Origin of the sequence: Streptomyces roseoviridis, assembly GCF_039535235.1 — a bacterium.
GTDB lineage: Bacteria > Actinomycetota > Actinomycetes > Streptomycetales > Streptomycetaceae > Streptomyces > Streptomyces roseoviridis.
This window is the reverse complement of sequence record NZ_BAAAWU010000001.1, coordinates 5,489,041-5,505,901: the sequence shown is the minus strand read 5'-3', so window position 1 is coordinate 5,505,901 and position 16,861 is coordinate 5,489,041. Positions and strand designations below refer to the sequence as shown.

The following is a 16,861-nucleotide window of genomic DNA, read 5'->3' as shown; positions in this document are numbered from 1 at the left end:
TCCGCAATTCGTGAGGAGCAACTGAAACCATGTCGGTTTCCGTAACCCTGCCGGCGCTCGGCGAGAGCGTCACCGAGGGCACCGTCACCCGCTGGCTCAAGGCCGAGGGCGAGCGCGTCGAGGCCGACGAGCCGCTGCTCGAGGTCTCGACCGACAAGGTCGACACCGAGATCCCCGCCCCCGCCTCGGGCATCCTGGCCTCCATCAAGGTCGCCGAGGACGAGACGGTCGAGGTCGGCGCCGAGCTGGCCATCATCGACGACGGCTCGGGCGCCCCGGCCGCCGCGCCGGCGCCGGCCGCCGAGGCCGCTCCGGCTCCGGCCCAGGAGGCCCCGGCCCAGGACGCGCCGGCCGCCCCGGCGCCGCAGGCCACCCCGTCCACCGACGTCCAGGAGCCGGCTCCGGCCCCGACCGCCGAGGCGGCCGCCGGTGGCGGCTCCGCCCAGGGCACCGACGTCGTCCTGCCGGCGCTCGGCGAGTCCGTCACCGAGGGCACCGTCACCCGCTGGCTGAAGTCGGTCGGCGAGAGCGTCGAGGCCGACGAGCCGCTGCTCGAGGTCTCCACGGACAAGGTCGACACCGAGATCCCGGCCCCGGCCTCCGGTGTGCTGCTCGAGATCGTCGTCGGCGAGGACGAGACCGCCGAGGTCGGCGCCAAGCTGGCCGTCATCGGCGCCGCGGGTGCCGCCCCGGCCGCCGCTCCGGCTCCGGCCGCCCCGGCGCCCGCCGCCGCCCCGGCCCAGGAGGCCCCGGCCGCTCCGGCTCCGGCCCCCGCTCCGGCGGCCCCTGCCGCCCCGGCGCCCGCCCCGGCTCCGGCCCAGCCCGCCGCCCCGGTGGCCGCTCCGGCTCCGGCGACCCCGGCTCCGGCCGCTGCCGCTCCCGCCGCCGCTGCCCCGGCCCCCGCCTCCGGTGCAAGCACCGGCTCCGCTGGAGCGGCTGGCGCCGCGCAGGTCTCTGCGCCGGCGGAGGACGGCGCCTACGTGACCCCGCTGGTCCGCAAGCTCGCCACCGAGAACGGTGTCGACCTGGCGTCCGTCAAGGGCACCGGCGTCGGCGGCCGGATCCGCAAGCAGGACGTCCTCGCGGCCGCCGAGGCCAAGAAGGCCGCCCCGGCCCCCGCCGCCGCAGCTCCGGCCTCGGCGCCGAAGGCCCCGGCCCTGGAGGTCTCCCCGCTGCGCGGTCAGACCGTCAAGATGACCCGCATGCGCAAGGTCATCGGCGACAACATGATGAAGGCGCTGCACGGCCAGGCCCAGCTGACCTCGGTCGTCGAGGTCGACATCACCAAGCTGATGAAGCTGCGCGCCCGGGCCAAGGACGCCTTCGCCGCCCGTGAGGGCGTCAAGCTCTCCCCGATGCCGTTCTTCGTGAAGGCGGCGGCCCAGGCGCTGAAGGCCCACCCGGTCATCAACGCCCGGATCAACGAGGCCGAGGGCACGATCACCTACTTCGACACCGAGAACATCGGTATCGCGGTGGACTCCGAGAAGGGTCTGATGACCCCGGTCATCAAGGGTGCGGGCGACCTCAACATCGCCGGCATCTCCAAGAAGACCGCGGAGCTGGCCTCGGCCGTGCGCGCCGGCAAGATCACGCCGGACGACCTGGCGGGCGCGACCTTCACCATCTCCAACACCGGTTCGCGCGGCGCGCTGTTCGACACGATCATCGTTCCGCCGAACCAGGTCGCCATCCTGGGCATCGGCGCCACCGTGCGCCGTCCGGTCGTCGTGAACCACCCGGACCTGGGTGAGACGATCGCGATCCGCGACATGACGTACGTCGCCCTGTCCTACGACCACCGTCTGGTGGACGGCGCGGACGCCGCCCGCTACCTGACGGCCGTCAAGGCGATCCTCGAGGCCGGCGAGTTCGAGGTCGACCTCGGCCTGTAAGGCGCGGGGCCGAAAGGCAACGTAACAAGCCTCACCTGCGGCGCCCCCGTCCGGATGTGTTTCCGGGCGGGGGCGCCGCCGTATTGTCTAAGTGTCCAGTGACTCCCTAAGGAGCGGCCTCCCATGACCATGCCCGTCGTCCATTCGCTGCGCGAGCAGATCCGCGAGCACATCGTGGAGGGCATCGTCAGCGGCCGCTGGAAGCCGGGCGAGCGCATCGTGGAGCGACGGATCGCGACGGAGCTGGAGGTCTCCCAGACCCCCGTCCGCGAGGCGCTGCGGGAGCTGGAGTCGCTGCGGCTGATCGAGTCGGCGCCCAACAAGGGCGTACGGGTGCGCAATCTGACGGCGGCCGACCTGGAGGAGAGCTACCCGGTCAGGGCCGGTCTGGAGCAGATCGCGGCGGAGCTGGCGGCGCCCCGGCTGTCGGCGGACTGCTCGGCGCTGGAGCCGCACGTGGCGGCCCTGTACGAGGCGGACGCGGCCTCCGACGGCACGGCGCAGGTGCGGCACACGGTGGCGTTCCACCGGGAGCTGGTGAAGGCGGCGGGCAACGGCGTGCTGCTGCACACCTGGGAGGGGCTCGGCATCGAGGTGTTCACGGCCCTGTCGATCCGGTGGCTGGGCACGGTGCAGAAGTCGTACGCGGAGGAGCACCAGGAACTGGTGGAAGCCTTCCGCAGGGCGGATCCGAACATCGGGGCGCTGGTGAAGGCGCACGTGCTGGGCTGCGCCCCGCGCGCCTGACGCACCGGTCCCTTCCGGCCTTCGCGCGAGCGGGTCCGCCTTGACGGCGGGCCCGCTCGTTTGTGCGAGGGAGCTCTCAGAAGCCAAGGCCCACCTACGAAAACAAGGCACCGGGTGCCCTTCTTCACGGCACCCTGTGCCGACTTTGGCGCTTCGGGCATCTTTTTCTCTGCGAAGCTTTGATCGATCATCGATCGGCGGCTTACAGTCTTCGGCGGGCCGTACCCCGGCCCTCCGCCCTGTCCTGCCAGACAAGGCCCCCTTATCTCCACCCCCACCTGTCCGGAAGGCGGCGATCATGACCGATCCCGTAGGCAAGATTCCGAGCGAGCTCGACCAGCTCCCGGACCGTGACACCGAGGAGACCGCCGAGTGGGCGGCCTCCCTCGACGCCGTCACCAAGGCCGCCGGCCCGCACCGGGCCGCCTACCTGATGCGCCGCACGCTCCAGCACGCCGAGGGCGCGGGCCTGGCCCTGCCCAAGCTCCTGGAGACGGACTACGTCAACACCATCCCCACCTCCGCCGAGCCGGTCATCGACGGCGACGAGGAGATGGAGCGGAAGATCACCGCCTGGAACCGCTGGAACGCGGCCGCGATGGTCACCCGGGGCTCCAAGCACGGCGTCGGCGGCCACATCGCCACCTTCGCCTCCGCGGCCTGGCTCTACGAGACCGGCTTCAACCACTTCTTCAAGGGCAAGGAGTCCGGTGACGCCGCCGGCTCCGGCGACCAGCTCTACATCCAGGGCCACGCCTCCCCCGGCATCTACGCCCGCGCCTTCCTCGACGGCCGTCTGAACGAGACGCACCTCGACAACTTCCGGCAGGAGGCCGGCGGCAACGGCCTGCCCTCCTACCCGCACCCGCGCCGCCTGCCCTGGCTGTGGGAGTTCCCCACCGTCTCCATGGGCCTCGGCCCGCTCTCCGCGATCTACCAGGCGCGCTTCAACCGCTACCTGACCAACCGCGGCATCAAGGACGTCTCCTCCTCGCACGTCTGGGCCTTCCTCGGCGACGGCGAGATGGACGAGCCCGAGTCGACCGCCGCCCTCGCGCTGGCGGCCCGCGAGGGTCTGGACAACCTGACCTTCGTCGTCAACTGCAACCTGCAGCGCCTCGACGGCCCGGTCCGCGCCAACTTCAAGATCGTGCAGGAGCTGGAGGCCCAGTTCCGCGGCGCCGGCTGGAACGTGATCAAGTCCCTGTGGGGCAACGCCTGGGACGAGCTGTTCGCGCTCGACACCACCGGCGCCCTGGTCCGCCGCCTCCGCGAGGTGCCGGACGCGCAGGTCCAGACGTACCAGACCCGCGACGCCGCCTACATCCGCGAGGACTTCTTCGGCAAGGACCCGGCGCTCGTCGAGATGGCGAAGCTGCTGAGCGACGACAAGATCCTCGAGTGCTTCCACCTCTCCCGCGGCGGCCACGAGCCGCGCAAGGTGTACGCCGCGTACAAGGCCGCCGTCGAGTTCAAGGGCGCGCCGACCGTCATCCTGGCGCAGACCGTCAAGGGCTTCACCCTCGGTGAGGGCTTCGCGTCGAAGAACGCGAACCACCAGATGAAGAAGCTGTCGACGGACGAGTTCAAGAACATGCGGGACCTCCTCGGGCTCCCGATCTCCGACGCGCAGTTCGTCGACGGCGTGGTCCCCTACGGCCACCCCGGCGCCGACTCCCCCGAGGTCCGCTACCTCCAGGAGCGCCGCGCGGCCCTCGGCGGCCCGGCCCCGGCCCGCCGCGTGCACCCGCTCGCGCCGCTGCCCGCCCCCGCCGAGAAGACCTTCGCCGCCTTCGACAAGGGCTCCGGCTCGCAGTCCGTCGCCACCACGATGGCCTTCGTGCGCCTGATCAAGGACCTGGTCCGCGACAAGGAGACCGGCAAGCGCTGGGTGCCGATCGTCCCCGACGAGGCCCGCACCTTCGGCATGGAGTCGCTGTTCCCCTCGCTCGGCATCTACTCGCCGAAGGGCCAGACGTACGAGCCGGTCGACCGCGACCAGCTGATGTACTACAAGGAGGCCGTCAACGGCCAGATCCTGAACGAGGGCATCACCGAGGCCGGCTCGATGGCCGACTTCATCGCCGCTTCGACGTCGTACGCGACGCACGGCGAGGCGATGATCCCGTTCTACATCTTCTACTCGATGTTCGGCTGGCAGCGGACCGCCGACCAGATGTGGCAGCTCGGCGACCAGCTCGGCCGCGGCTTCCTCGTCGGCGCCACCGCCGGCCGCACCACCCTGACCGGTGAGGGCCTCCAGCACGCCGACGGCCACTCCCCGATGATCGCGGCCACCAACCCGGCGGCGCTGACCTACGACCCGGCGTTCGCCTACGAGGTCGCGGCCATCGTCAAGGAGGGCCTGCGCCGCATGTACGGCGAGGCGGCCGAGGGCGAGGACCAGAACGTCTTCTACTACCTCACCGTCTACAACGAGCCGATGCCGCAGCCGGCCAAGCCGGCCGGCGCCGGGATCGACGAGGGCATCATCAAGGGCCTGTACCGCTTCAACACGGCCGAGTCGGCCGGCCTGGAGCTGCCCGCGAACGCCTCGCGCATCCAGCTGCTGTCCTCCGGCACCGCCATCCACTGGGCCCTGGAGGCGCAGAAGCTGCTCGCCGCCGAGTGGGGCGTGGCCGCCGACGTGTGGTCCGCGACCTCCTGGACCGAGCTGCGCCGCGACGCGCTGGAGGCCGACGCGGCCCTCCTGCGCGGCGAGGAGCGCGTGCCGTACGTCCGCCAGGCGCTGGCGGGCGTGGAGTCCCCGGTCCTTGCCGTGTCCGACTACATGCGTCAGGTCCCGGACCAGATCGCGCAGTGGGTCGAGCAGGACTACAGCTCGCTGGGCGCCGACGGCTTCGGTCTGTCGGACACCCGTGAGGCCGCCCGCCGCCACTTCGGCGTCGACGCCCAGTCGATCGTGGTCGCCGCCCTGGCCCAGCTCGCCCGCCGCGGCGAGGTCCAGGCGACGGCCGTGAAGGAGGCGCGGGAGCGCTACGGCCTGTAAGGGCCACTCGAAAGAGGTCGGTCGAGCGGCACGCATGATGGAGTCATGCGTGCCGCTCGTCTCATCAAGATGGTCCTGCTGCTGCAGAACCGCCCGTCCATGACCGCCGCCGAGCTCGCGGCCGAGCTTGAGGTGTCGGAGCGGACCGTCACCCGCGATGCCCTCGCCCTCTCGGAGGCGGGGGTTCCCGTGTACGCGGACCGGGGCCGGGCGGGCGGCTACCGCCTGGTGGGCGGCTACCGGACCCGGCTGACGGGGCTCGCGCGCGGCGAGGCGGAGGCGCTGTTCCTGTCCGGGCTGCCGGGCGCGCTGCGGGACATGGGCCTTGAGGACGCGGCCTCGGCGGCCCGCCTGAAGGTGTCGGCCGCGCTGCTGCCGTCGCTGGCGGACGCTCCCCGCTCGGCGGCGCAGCGCTTCCACCTGGACGCGCCGGGCTGGTACCAGGAGCCGCAGACGCCCAGGCTGCTCGCTCCGGTCGCGGAGGCCGTCTGGGACGACCGGCCCGTGTCGGCCCGCTACCGGCGGGGTGACGGCGAGGTGGAGCGGGACCTGGAGCCGTACGGGCTCGTCCTGAAGGCGGGGGTCTGGTACGTGTGCGCCCGGGCGGGCACGGCGTGGCGGACGTACCGGGTGGACCGGTTCAGCGCGGTCGAGGTGCGCGAGGAACGTTTCGTCCGGGATCCGGACTTCGATCTGGCGGCGTTCTGGGCCGAGCGGTCCGCCGAGTTCGCGCGCTCGCTGCTGCGGGCCGAGGTGGAGCTGCTGCTCTCGGAGGCGGGGGCGCGGCGGCTGCCGTACGTGACGGACCGGGCGGCGGCCGAGGAGGCGCTGGCGGCGGGGGTCCGGGAGGCGGACGGCCGGGTGCGCGTCACCGTGCGGGTGGAGAACGAGGAGGTCGCCTTCGGCCAGTTGCTGGGGCTCGGTGCGGAGGCGGAGGTCCTCGCCCCGGCGGCGCTGCGCGAACGGTTCGCGCAGGCCGCCCGGGCCATGGCGGACCGCTACCGGTAGCCGGGCCCGGGCGGCGAACGGCCTACCGGTAGTCCTCCACCCGGGTGTCCGGGTCGCTCTCCTTGGCCAGCATGAAGCCCCAGGAGTCGGGCCGGGATCCGTCGGCGTCGGTGAAGCCGTACTCCCGCGCGAGCTGTCCGCTGTCGAGGGACCGGCCGTTCCAGCGGGCCCGGTCGGGGTCGGCGGCGAGGGCGGCGACGGCCCGGCCGACGTAGACGGGGGACTCGGAGACGGCGAAGTCGGGCAGTTGCCTCGTCGCCTCGCGCCAGGTGTCCTCGGTGACGCCGAAGTGGGCGAGCATCTGCTCGGACCTGAGCCAGCCGGGGCTGATCGAGACGGCCGTGCAGGCCGCGTCCGCGAGCTCCTTCGCGAGGCCGAAGGCCATCCGGATCGGGGCGTTCTTGGCGAGGTCGTAGAAGAGGTTCTCGCGGTAGTGGGTGCCGTTGTACGCGGTGGTGCCGTCGGTGACCTCGACGACGAGGCCGCCGGGGTGGCGGATGAGCAGCGGCACCAGGGCGTGCGAGGTGATCAGGTGGGTCTTCACGCCGAGTTCGAGCATCCGCAGGCCGTCGGTGAGGTCGATGTCCCAGGTCTTCTTGCCGAAGGTCGAGCCGATGAGGTGCTCGCCGCCCCAGACGTCGTTGACGAGGACGTCGAGCCGGCCGTGGACGCGGTCGATGCGGTCGGCCAGGTCGCGGACCTGCTCGGGCTCCAGGTGGTCGGTGGGCACGGCGATGCCCGAGCCGCCGGCCTCGGTGACGAGTTCGGCGGTCTCCTCGATGGTCTCGGTGGTGCGGCCGACCTCGCTGACCCGGTCGCGGGTGGTGCGGCCGGTGACGTACACGGTGGCTCCGGCGGCGCCGAGCTGGACGGCGATGGCGCGGCCGGCTCCGCGGGTGGCTCCGGCGACGAGGCAGACGCGGTCGGCGAGTGGCTTCGTTTCAGCGGTCATGCGAGGAGCCTGGCAGGAAAGTACGACATCTTCTGTCCGGATTGTTTTCGGCCCTTCGGCGTGCGTCACCGCGCGCGACCCACGATGCTGGTCCCGTGATGGACGAGACGGAGTTCTGGGAGATCATCGACTCCACCCGGGAGCGCGCCGAGGGCGACCCGGAGGAGCACGCCGACCTGCTCGTCGAGCGCCTGACGCAGCTCGATCCGGACTCCGTGGTCGACTTCGCCCGCCATTTCGAGGCCCGCTACAACCGCGCGTACACCTGGGACCTGCGGGGCGCGGCGGCGGTGCTGCTCGGCGGGGCGGGCGAGGAGGCCTTCGACTGGTTCCGCTGCTGGCTGATCGCCCAGGGCCGGGAGGTCTTCGAGGGCGGGGTGCACGATCCGGACGCGCTGGCGGAGCTGCTGGAGGACTTCGACGAGGAGATCGACGGGGACGGCGAGGAGCTGGGCTTCGCGGCGGACGAGGCGTACGAGCAGCTGACCGGCGCGGAGACGCCGGACCTGGGGATCCCGCCGCCGGGCGCGGAGCCGGAGGGCACGCCGTTCGACCTGGACGACGACGCCGTGCTCGCGGCCCGCTTCCCACGGCTGTGGGCCCGGTTCGGCCCCGGGTAGGGGTACGCGGGGGCCGGACCGGGCTCTCGTAGGGGTACGCGGAGGCCGGACCGGGCCCTCGTAGGGGTATGGAGGCGCCGGACCAGGCCCTGGTGCTACGGAGGCGCCGGACCGGACCCGGTCTCCGTCCTCGTCGGGGGGCTCAGAAGTGGGTGCCGCCGTCGACGCGGACCTCGGTGCCGGTGATGAACTTCCCGTCCTCGCTGGCGAGCATGGCGACGACACCGGCGACGGTCTCCGGGCCGGCGAAGCCGTGGCCGAGGGCGGGGGCGAGCTTGGCGAAGAGGGACCAGTCGGTGTCCTCGGGCAGGCCGGGGCCGACGGACTGCCGGCTGGCGCCGGAGCCGTCGGTCATGCCGGAGGAGATGGAGCCGGGCTGGACGGCGGTGAAGCGGATGCCCTGCTTGGCGTACTCGGCGGCGAGGGCGTGGGTCATGGACTGGATGCCGCCCTTGCTGGCCGCGTAGGCCGCCATGTAGGGGTGGGCGAACATCGCCGAGGTGGAGGAGAAGTTGACGACGGCCGGGCCGTCGCCCTCCAGGAGCGCCGGTATGGCCTCGCGGATGACGAGGAAGGTGCCGGTGAGGTTGATCCGGATCACCTGCTCGAAGGCGTCGAGGCCGGTCTCGTGGGTGTGCGAGGAGCGCAGGACGCCGGCCGCGTTGACGAGCACGTCCAGGCCGCCGAGGGCGGTGACGGCGGCGGCGACGCCCTCGCGCACGGAGCTCTCGTCGGCGATGTCCACCACGAGGGTGGTGAGGCGGCCGGCGGCGTCGCCCGCCTTGGCGACGGTGTCCTTGAGCCCGTCCTCGCTGATGTCGGCGGCGACGACGGTGCCGCCCTCGGCCAGCATGCGCAGCACGGTGGCCTGCCCGATGCCGGAGCCGCCGCCGGTGACGAGTGCGCGGCGTCCTTCGTAACGGGTCAGCTGGTTCATGACGGCAACCTCTCGATCTCAAACCTCCGGAACGGTGGCAACCGTACGCCTTAGTGGCACGTTTTGCCAGATCTGCACACTGTGCACGGATGGCAGCGGCGGGCGTACGCTGGGTGGGGTGAGCACCAAGCCCCCCTCCCTGACGGAGCGCCGCAAGGCCGCCACCCAGCTCGACATCGCCCGCGCCGCCGCGGAGCTGTTCACCGAGCGCGGGCCCGACGACACCACCGCCGAGGACATCGCCCAGCGGGCCGGGGTCGCGCTGCGCACCTTCTACCGCTACTTCCGCTCCAAGCAGGACGCGGTCGCCCCGCTCCTCGCGGGCGGCGCCGACCGCTGGCGCGCCGAACTCGCCGCCACCCCGCCGGGCACGGACCTGGCCGCGGCCCTGGAACGGTCCGTCGCCTCGTCCCTGGCCGCGGCGGGCGAGGAGGCGGCGGAGGGCCTGCGCTGGACCCGCGGGCTGCTGCGCGCGGCGGAGCACGACCCGGCCCTGCGGGCCGTCTGGTACCGGGTCAACCAGGAGTCCGAGGAACGCCTCCGCGACGTCCTGGCCGCCCTCGCGGGCCCCGACGCCGACCCCGTGGACCTCCGCCTGACCGCCGCGGCCGCCACCGCCGCGATCCGCATCGCGCTGGAGACCTGGGCCCCGACGGACGCGCCCCTACGGGGCGGGGAAGGACCGGCGGCCCTGGCGGTGCGGTGCCTGCGGGGCCTGACGGGCGGCATCCCGCTGCCGGGCCGGGACGTGTGATCCCGGGGCCGCCCGTGTTCCCTCCCGCGCCCCGGGGGGCCGAAGGCGGAGCGGTTGCCCGCCCGTGCGGGGCCGAGGGCCCGGCGGGCAGCGGCAAAGGGCAGCGCCCCCTGCGGACCGGTCCGGCGGGGGCGGCGCACGGTCAGTCCGTCAGCGGGCGGCCCATCAGGATGTCGTCCACGTAGGCCCCGTCCAGCAGGAACTCGCCCCGCAGGACGCCCTCGACCCGGAAGCCCTCGCTCTCGTAGAGGGACCGCGCCGGGGCGTTGTGGCCGAGCACGCGGAGGGTGAGGCGGGTGGCGCCGTCGGCGCGGGCGCGGTCCGCCGCGGCGCGCAGCAGGGCGCGGGCCACGCCCCGGCCGCGCGCGGCGGCGTCGACGGCGAGGCCCTGGATCTGGCGGACGTGGGCGTTGCAGGCCAGCCGGGTGGGCGGGACGACCCGGACGTAGCCGACGACCGCTCCCCCGAGCTCCGCGACCAGGAAGTGCTCGGGCCGGTGCCGTTCGTCGTAGAAGGGCCGGCCCGGCTCCGGAGGGGGCGTCACGGCGTGAAGCGGCGACCAGGTGGTGCGGTCCAGCTCGGCGAGGGCGGGCTCGTCGGCGGCTCGCGCCTCGCGTATCCGTATCTCGGGCACGATCATGGTGGTCACTGTGCCACGGCCGGCCGGCGAAGGGGCAGGATGGGCGCCATGCAGCCCTCCTCGCAGCAGCACTCCGAGCAGCCCGACGCGCCGCCGCCGCACTCGTCGCCACAGGCGGACCCGGGGCACCGGCCCCCCTCCCCGCCCCGGTCCTCCCGCCGGCGCGTGGCCGTCACCGGCGCGTCGGGGCTCATCGGCTCCGCCCTCGTGCGCTCCCTGCGCGCCGACGGCCACGACATCGTGCGGCTGGTCCGGCGGCCCGCCAGGACCGCCGACGAGGTGGAGTGGGACCCGGCCCGCCTGTACGTCGACACCGCCGGCCTCGTCGGGGTCGACGCGGTGGTCCACCTCGCGGGCGCCGGCGTCGGCGAGCGGCGCTGGAGCGACGCGTACAAGCAGGAGATCCGTGACAGCCGCGTGCTCGGTACGCGCGCGGTCGCCGAGGCGCTCGCCTCGCTCGCCGACCCGCCCGAGGTGCTGGTCTGCGGAACCGCGCTCGGCTGGTACGGCGACACCGGCAGCCGCGCGGTGGACGAGAGCGCGCCCGCGGGCGAGGGCTTCCTGCCGTCGGTGTGCGTGGAGTGGGAGGCCGCGGCGGCACCCGCCGAGGCGGCCGGCATCCGCGTGACGTACGCCCGCACGGGACTGGTGGTGGCCCGGGAGGGCGGGGCCTGGGGCCGGCTGTTCCCGCTCTTCCGGGCCGGGCTCGGCGGGCGGATGGGCGACGGCCGCCAGTACTGGAGCTTCATCTCGCTGCACGACGAGGTGGCCGCACTGCGGCACATGGTCGACACCCCGTCCCTGTCCGGCCCGGTGAACCTGACCGCGCCCGAGCCGGTCACCAACCGGGAGGTGACGGCGGCGATGGGGCGCGTGCTGCGGCGCCCGGCGTTCCTGCACGTGCCGGCGCCCGCGCTGCGGGTGGTGCTCGGGGAGTTCGCGCAGGACGTGCTGGGCAGCCAGCGGGTGCTTCCGGGGCGGCTGCTGGAGACCGGCTTCGACTTCGCCTTCCCGACGATCGACGACTCGGTACGGGCCGCCGCCCGCTGACGGCGCCCCGGCCACCGGCTCCTGACGCCCCCTCACCCCCGCGCACCGCCCCGTGCTCCCCCGTGCTGCCCGCACGCCCGTCGCGCGCGGCTTCCCTCCGCGGAGGCGGTGCCTAGTCTCTTGCGAACTCGGGCATTCCGGGGGCTGCTTGGGGGCATAGGCCCCACACAGCGCGACCGACCTGGGGAGGGGCACGTGCTCGACAACGCGGACGTCGTCGTCGTGGGAGCCGGGATCGCCGGCCTCGCGACGGCTCATCAGCTGACCGCGGCCGGTCTGTCGGTCAGGGTCCTGGAGGCCGCGCCGCGGGTCGGCGGCCGGATGGCGACGGACGTCGTCGACGGCTTCCGGCTCGACCGCGTGGGCCCGCTGTTCACCACACCGGAGCTGGACGGCGTGACCATGCGCCCGTTCGCCCCCGGGGTGCTGGTGCACAGCGACGGGCGGTACGGGCGCTGGGGCGCGCCGCACGCCCCGTGGAGCGTCGCCCGGAACGCCGGACGCGGGTCTCCGTACGCCCCCCGGGGCGCAGGGGGCGCACGCGGTGTGGCGCGCGCCCTCGCCGGCGCCCCCCGCAATCCGGCCGCCTCGCTCGACCAGGCGCGCCTGGGGGCGTCCCTGGTGCGGCTCGCCACGACCCCGGCCCCGCGGCTGCTGGCCCGCACCGAGCGGGCGGCGCGCGAGGCCCTGACGGCCCGTCTTCCCGCCCGTACCGTCCAGGGGGTGCTGCGTCCGCTGCTCGCCGCGCTGCTCGGCGACCCGGACCTGACGACCTCCAGCCGCCGGGCGGATCTGGCGCTGCGGTCCTTCGCGCGGGGCCGGCTCGGGGTGCCGGAGGGCGGTTCGGGCACGCTGCCGGAGCGGCTGGCGGCCGGGCTGCCGCCGGGCACCGTACGGACCGGGGTCCGGGTCACGGAGGCGTCGATCTCGCGGGTGACGACGGCCGAGCACGGGGTGTTCGGCTGCCGGTCGGTGGTCCTCGCGACGGGCGGGCGGACGGCGGCCGAGCTGCTGCCGGGCCTGCGGGTGCCCGACTACCACGCGGCGACCGTGCTGCACCACACGGCACCGGTCCCGCCGTCGGCCGATCCGCTGCTGCTGGTGGAATCCGACGCGGGCGGCCCGGTGGCGCACACCGCGGTGATGAGCGCGGTCGACCCGAGCCGTGCGCCGGCGGGCCGGACCCTGATCACCTCGACCGTCCTGGGCGTCCCGCCGGACGACACGGAACGGCGGGTCCGCAAGCACCTGGCCACGTTGTACGGCGTCTCCACGGACGAGTGGGAGCTGCTGGGCCTGCACCACACCCCGCACGCCTTCCCGGCGATGCGGCCGCCGTTCGACCCCGAGCGCCCGGTGCGCGTCCTGTCCGGCCTCTACGTGTGCGGCGACCACCGCGCCACCGGCACCCCGGTCGGCGCCCTCTCCTCGGCGCGCCGCACCGCCGCCGCCCTCCTTGCGGACCTGGGCCTGCGGGCCCCGGAACCGGAATCCACCGCCACCCCGGAGAAGGCGGCCTGACCGACCACGACGAGGGGGCCGGCCCCGCGCTCCCGGTGCCGTGCGGGAGGCGTTTCGACCGGGCTCGGCGGAGAGCGACCCGGGCCGCCGGCACGGCCCGGGACGGCGGGCCGACGGAGCTCGGCAGGTGGGGGCTCGGCCGGGCGGAGGGGGCTCGGCCGGGCGACGGCCACGCGGCTGCCCGCGGCACCGAGGCGGGCGCGTGACCCGCCTCAGTCGTGAACGGCCCAGCCGCGAAGGGGCCCGACCGGGCTCGGCCGGGCGAGGCGCGCGGTCGCCCGCACCGCCGGGCGGGCAGCCTGCCACGCCTCGACCGGGGCACGGCACGCGGCCGACAACTCTGCCGAGAGAGGAGGTCGACCCACCTCGGCCCAGCCCGGAGTAGGGGCTCGGCCGGGCGACGGCCACGCGGCCACCCACGGCACCGAGACAGGCGCATGCCCCGCCTCGGTCGTGCACGGCCCAGCCGAGAAGGGGCCCGACCGGGCTCGGCCGGGCGAGGGGCGCGGTCGGCCCCCACCGCCGGGCGGGCAGCCTGCCACGCCTCGACCGGGGCACGGCACGCGGCCGACAACTCTGCCGAGAGGGGAGGTCGACCCACCACGGCCATGACGGCCCCGGGCCGCAGGCCCAGCCCCGAGTAGGGGCTCGGCCGAGCGACGGCCACGCGGCCACCCACGGCACCGAGACAGGCGCTGTCCCTCAGCAGCCGTGAACAGCCCAGGCCGCAGGCCCAGCCGAGAAAGCGGCCCGACCGGCGCCACGGCCGACCGGCAGGCGCGCGGCTGCCCGCGGCACCGAGGCGGGCGCGTGGCCCGCCTCAGCCGAGGGCGGCCACCCGGTCGCGGTAGGTGCGCACGGCGGGGGCGTCGCGGTAGGGCTCCAGGCGGCGTTCGAAGTCGCGGACGTATTCGACGGCGCGTGCCGAGCGCATCTCGGCGGCCTGCTGGGCGGCCTCGGCGCCCAGGGCGCAGGCCTGGTCGAGTTCGCCGAGGGCGAGCCGTGCGGTGGCGAGGACGACCCGGCAGAAGAGGCGGCTGCGGGCATAGCCGGGGGCGCGGAGCTGGAGGGCGCGCTCGGCGTGCTGGGCGGCGGCCCGGTACTGCTGGAGGTCGCGGTGGCAGTGCCCGAACTCGTCGGCGAGCTGGGCCTCGTCGAAGGGCTTGGCCCAGTACGGCACCTCGTCGCCCGGCCGGGCCGCCTCCAGGGCGCGTTCGGCCCGGACGAGGGCGGCGCCGCAAGCCCGGGACTCGCCGAGCACGCCGTGCCCGCGCGCCTCGACCGAGTGCAGCAGGGCCTGGACGACGGGCGGGGCGGCGGAGCCGACGCCCTGCTGGGCGACCCGGGCGAGCTGGACGGCCTCGCGGCCGTGGCCGAGGTAGACGGCCTGGTGGCTCATGGTGACGAGGACGTACGAGCCGTAGGCCCGGTCACCGGCCGCCTGGGCGAGCCGCAGCGCCTGGACGAAGTACCGCTGGGCGAGGCCGTGCGCGGCGATGTCGTACGAGGTCCAGCCGGCCAGCCGGGTGAGGTCGGCGGCGGCGGCGAAGAGCCTGCGGCCGATGCTCTCCCCGTAGGTCCCGCGCAGCATCGGCTCGGCCTCGTGCTCCAGGTAGCGGACGAGGGCCTGGCGGGCGTGGCCGCCGCCGTAGGCGTGGTCGAGGGTGCGAAAGAGCTCGCCGACCGAGCGCAGGGCGGCGATGTCCCCGCTGGTGACCCGCTGCCCCGGGGCCCGGTCGGTGCCCCGCTGGCGGGGGACGGAGTGGCGGCCCTGGGCCGGGACGCGCGGGTCGGCGCCGGCGCCCGCGGTGCCCTTGGCCGCCGAGGCGGCTCCGCCGAGGGGCTCCCCGCGCGCGACCCGTTCGTCGGCCCGGCCGATCAGCCAGTCGCGGCTGGGGACGACGAGCCCGGCCGGGGTGAAGGCGATCTTCCGCAGCTCGGCGTGGCTGCCGGAGTCCTTGCGCCACAGTCCGCTGACGATGTCGACGGCCTCCTCGGGCGTCGCCGCGAATTCGAGGCCCGCGTAGACGGGTGCGCAGGCGTCGAGCCCGAGGTCCTGCGCGGTGAGCCGGCGGCCGAGGCGGCGGGTGAAGACCTCGGCGATCAGGGCGGGGGTGGTGCCGCGCGGCTGCTGGCCGCGCAGCCAGCGGGTCACGGAGGTCTTGTCGTACCGCAGGTCGAGCCCGTGCTCCAGGCCGAGCTGGTCCACCCGTCTGGCGAGGCCCGCGTTGGAGAAACCTGCTTCGGCGATGAGCGCGGCGAGCTGGCGGTTCGGGATGCGCTGCGGGGGTCGTTCCGTCATCAGCTGTGCGGTCTCCTGCCTTCCGGGCCCCGGGTGGCAGCCCGTATCGACCCTCATGGCCCTCATGGAACGGCGTGAATTTAGCGGTAGGAACCGCCTTCACCACCACCTCCGCCCCACATTCATCCGATCGTGTGAGGAACCGATGGAAGGGTTGCCGACGGCCGGTGACCAGCGGCGCAGCCGGGGGGACGGGCACCCGGCCGAGAGCCGGGGACGGGACGGCGATGCGGCGGGGACGGGACGGTGACGGGCGGGTCGACAGAGGCGACAGTAGGGAGGGCGCGAGAGGGAGAACCGATTCTCCCGGCGGGGACACGCCGTGACGTTCGGTGCCGGACGCCCGGCCTCCACGACCGTTTCCACGACCGTCCGTCACGCCCGCCCGGGTCCCGTACACCTGCCGGACGGCTGTTCGCGCCGTCGCCGTACAGTGGCATGGGCGCGAATGACGCATGGTGCCGAGCCGGCTCCCGCCCCGGGACGATCCCCGGAACCCGGCCCCCGGCACCCAGGAGGAGGCATTGCCGTGAGTGAGCTGCGATTCGTCCGTCTGGGCTTCGGCGAGGACGCCGTCGACTACCAGGTGGCGTGGGACAAGCAGCGCGAGGTGCACGCCGCCCGGTTCGCCGACGAGGTCGAGGACACCTGTCTGCTCCTGGAGCACCCGCCCGTCTACACCGCGGGCCGGCGCACGGAGGAGAGCGAGCGCCCCCTGGACGGGACGCCGGTCGTGGACGTGGACCGCGGCGGCAAGATCACCTGGCACGGCCCCGGCCAGCTGGTGGGCTACCCCATCCTGAAGCTGCCCCGTCCGGTCGACGTGGTCGCCCACGTCCGCCGCCTGGAGGAGGCGCTGATCCGCACCGCCGCCGAATTCGGTCTGGAGACCACCCGGATCGAGGGCCGCAGCGGCGTGTGGGTGCTCGGCGACCCGATCGAGCAGCGGCCCGCGCTCGGCGGGCTCTCCCTGGACTTCGACCCGCGGCTGAACGACGACGAGTTCGACCCGCGGCTGAACGGCCCGGAGTACGCCCCCTCCAACGCCGGGCAGCGGCGTGAGGACCGCAAGCTCGCGGCCATCGGCATCCGGGTCGCCAAGGGCGTCACCATGCACGGCTTCGCCCTCAACGTGAACCCGGACAACACCTGGTTCGACAAGATCATCCCGTGCGGCATCCGGGACGCCGGCGTGGCCTCGCTGGCCAACGAGCTGGGCCGGGACATCACGATCGAGGAGGTGCTGCCGGTGCTGGAGAAGCACCTGCGGGACGTCCTGGAGAACGCGGAGCTCAAGCCGCGGGAGATCGAGCGGGCCTCGGCCTGAGGAATGCCGAGCTCTGGCCACGGGTTGGCCTGAGCGTCAGGGCATGAGAAGCCATGGGCGTACCCTGGTGTGCGCCGAAGAATCGAAGCTACAGGAGC

General features: G+C 74.3%; 13 protein-coding genes. 9 read left to right on the top strand and 4 right to left on the bottom strand.

Features of this window, described 5'->3' with window-relative positions:
• The first annotated feature begins 29 nt into the window (after nt 1-29).
• The 4 genes from sucB to ABD954_RS24865 all read left to right on the top strand — a co-directional run bounded on the left by sucB (nt 30) and on the right by ABD954_RS24865 (nt 6,660).
• Nucleotides 30-1,895 carry a 2-oxoglutarate dehydrogenase, E2 component, dihydrolipoamide succinyltransferase gene (gene sucB / locus ABD954_RS24880; RefSeq protein ID WP_345489036.1) on the top strand — a complete coding sequence of 622 codons (1,866 nt, stop codon included), beginning with the start codon at nt 30-32 and terminating at the stop codon, nt 1,893-1,895.
• A 123-nt stretch (nt 1,896-2,018) separates the two neighbouring features.
• Nucleotides 2,019-2,642, top strand: coding sequence for a GntR family transcriptional regulator (locus tag ABD954_RS24875; protein WP_345489034.1), 624 nt, complete (start codon nt 2,019-2,021; stop codon nt 2,640-2,642).
• Between the two features lie 298 nt (nt 2,643-2,940).
• Nucleotides 2,941-5,652 carry a pyruvate dehydrogenase (acetyl-transferring), homodimeric type gene (gene aceE / locus ABD954_RS24870; RefSeq protein ID WP_345489032.1) on the top strand — a complete coding sequence of 904 codons (2,712 nt, stop codon included), beginning with the start codon at nt 2,941-2,943 and terminating at the stop codon, nt 5,650-5,652.
• A 45-nt stretch (nt 5,653-5,697) separates the two neighbouring features.
• A complete protein-coding gene (locus ABD954_RS24865; protein WP_345489030.1) occupies nt 5,698-6,660 on the top strand; it encodes a helix-turn-helix transcriptional regulator in 963 nt (320 codons plus the stop codon).
• Nucleotides 6,661-6,682: 22 nt separating this feature from the next.
• Here the strand turns inward: ABD954_RS24865 and ABD954_RS24860 are convergent, their stop codons facing one another.
• Nucleotides 6,683-7,612 (bottom strand): SDR family oxidoreductase, encoded by a 930-nt coding sequence (locus ABD954_RS24860; protein ID WP_345489028.1) that lies wholly within the window; start codon nt 7,610-7,612, stop codon nt 6,683-6,685.
• A gap of 98 nt (nt 7,613-7,710) precedes the next feature.
• On the opposite strand from ABD954_RS24860, the gene ABD954_RS24855 reads away from it, so the two are divergent.
• Nucleotides 7,711-8,232, top strand: coding sequence for a DUF4240 domain-containing protein (locus ABD954_RS24855; RefSeq protein ID WP_345492448.1), 522 nt, complete (start codon nt 7,711-7,713; stop codon nt 8,230-8,232).
• A gap of 142 nt (nt 8,233-8,374) precedes the next feature.
• Here ABD954_RS24855 and ABD954_RS24850 read toward each other — a convergent pair whose 3' ends face one another.
• Nucleotides 8,375-9,169, bottom strand: a complete 795-nt coding sequence (locus tag ABD954_RS24850; protein ID WP_345489026.1) for an SDR family NAD(P)-dependent oxidoreductase — start codon at nt 9,167-9,169, stop codon at nt 8,375-8,377.
• A gap of 118 nt (nt 9,170-9,287) precedes the next feature.
• Between ABD954_RS24850 and ABD954_RS24845 the strand changes: the two genes are divergently transcribed.
• Nucleotides 9,288-9,923: a TetR/AcrR family transcriptional regulator gene (locus ABD954_RS24845; RefSeq protein ID WP_345489025.1), complete on the top strand. Its 636-nt coding sequence runs from the start codon at nt 9,288-9,290 to the stop codon at nt 9,921-9,923.
• A gap of 142 nt (nt 9,924-10,065) precedes the next feature.
• Here ABD954_RS24845 and ABD954_RS24840 read toward each other — a convergent pair whose 3' ends face one another.
• Nucleotides 10,066-10,563, bottom strand: coding sequence for a GNAT family N-acetyltransferase (locus ABD954_RS24840; RefSeq protein WP_345489023.1), 498 nt, complete (start codon nt 10,561-10,563; stop codon nt 10,066-10,068).
• Nucleotides 10,564-10,611: 48 nt separating this feature from the next.
• On the opposite strand from ABD954_RS24840, the gene ABD954_RS24835 reads away from it, so the two are divergent.
• Nucleotides 10,612-11,613: a TIGR01777 family oxidoreductase gene (locus tag ABD954_RS24835; protein ID WP_345489021.1), complete on the top strand. Its 1,002-nt coding sequence runs from the start codon at nt 10,612-10,614 to the stop codon at nt 11,611-11,613.
• 195 nt (nt 11,614-11,808) lie between these two features.
• A complete protein-coding gene (locus ABD954_RS24830; protein WP_345489019.1) occupies nt 11,809-13,134 on the top strand; it encodes an NAD(P)/FAD-dependent oxidoreductase in 1,326 nt (441 codons plus the stop codon).
• A gap of 820 nt (nt 13,135-13,954) precedes the next feature.
• Here ABD954_RS24830 and ABD954_RS24825 read toward each other — a convergent pair.
• On the bottom strand, nt 13,955-15,436 hold the full coding sequence (locus tag ABD954_RS24825) for an NsdA family TPR-like regulatory protein (RefSeq protein ID WP_345489017.1): 1,482 nt from the start codon (nt 15,434-15,436) through the stop codon (nt 13,955-13,957).
• A 529-nt stretch (nt 15,437-15,965) separates the two neighbouring features.
• On the opposite strand from ABD954_RS24825, the gene lipB reads away from it, so the two are divergent.
• A complete protein-coding gene (lipB, locus tag ABD954_RS24820) occupies nt 15,966-16,763 on the top strand; it encodes a lipoyl(octanoyl) transferase LipB (protein WP_345489015.1) in 798 nt (265 codons plus the stop codon).
• Nucleotides 16,764-16,861: the final 98 nt, after the last annotated feature.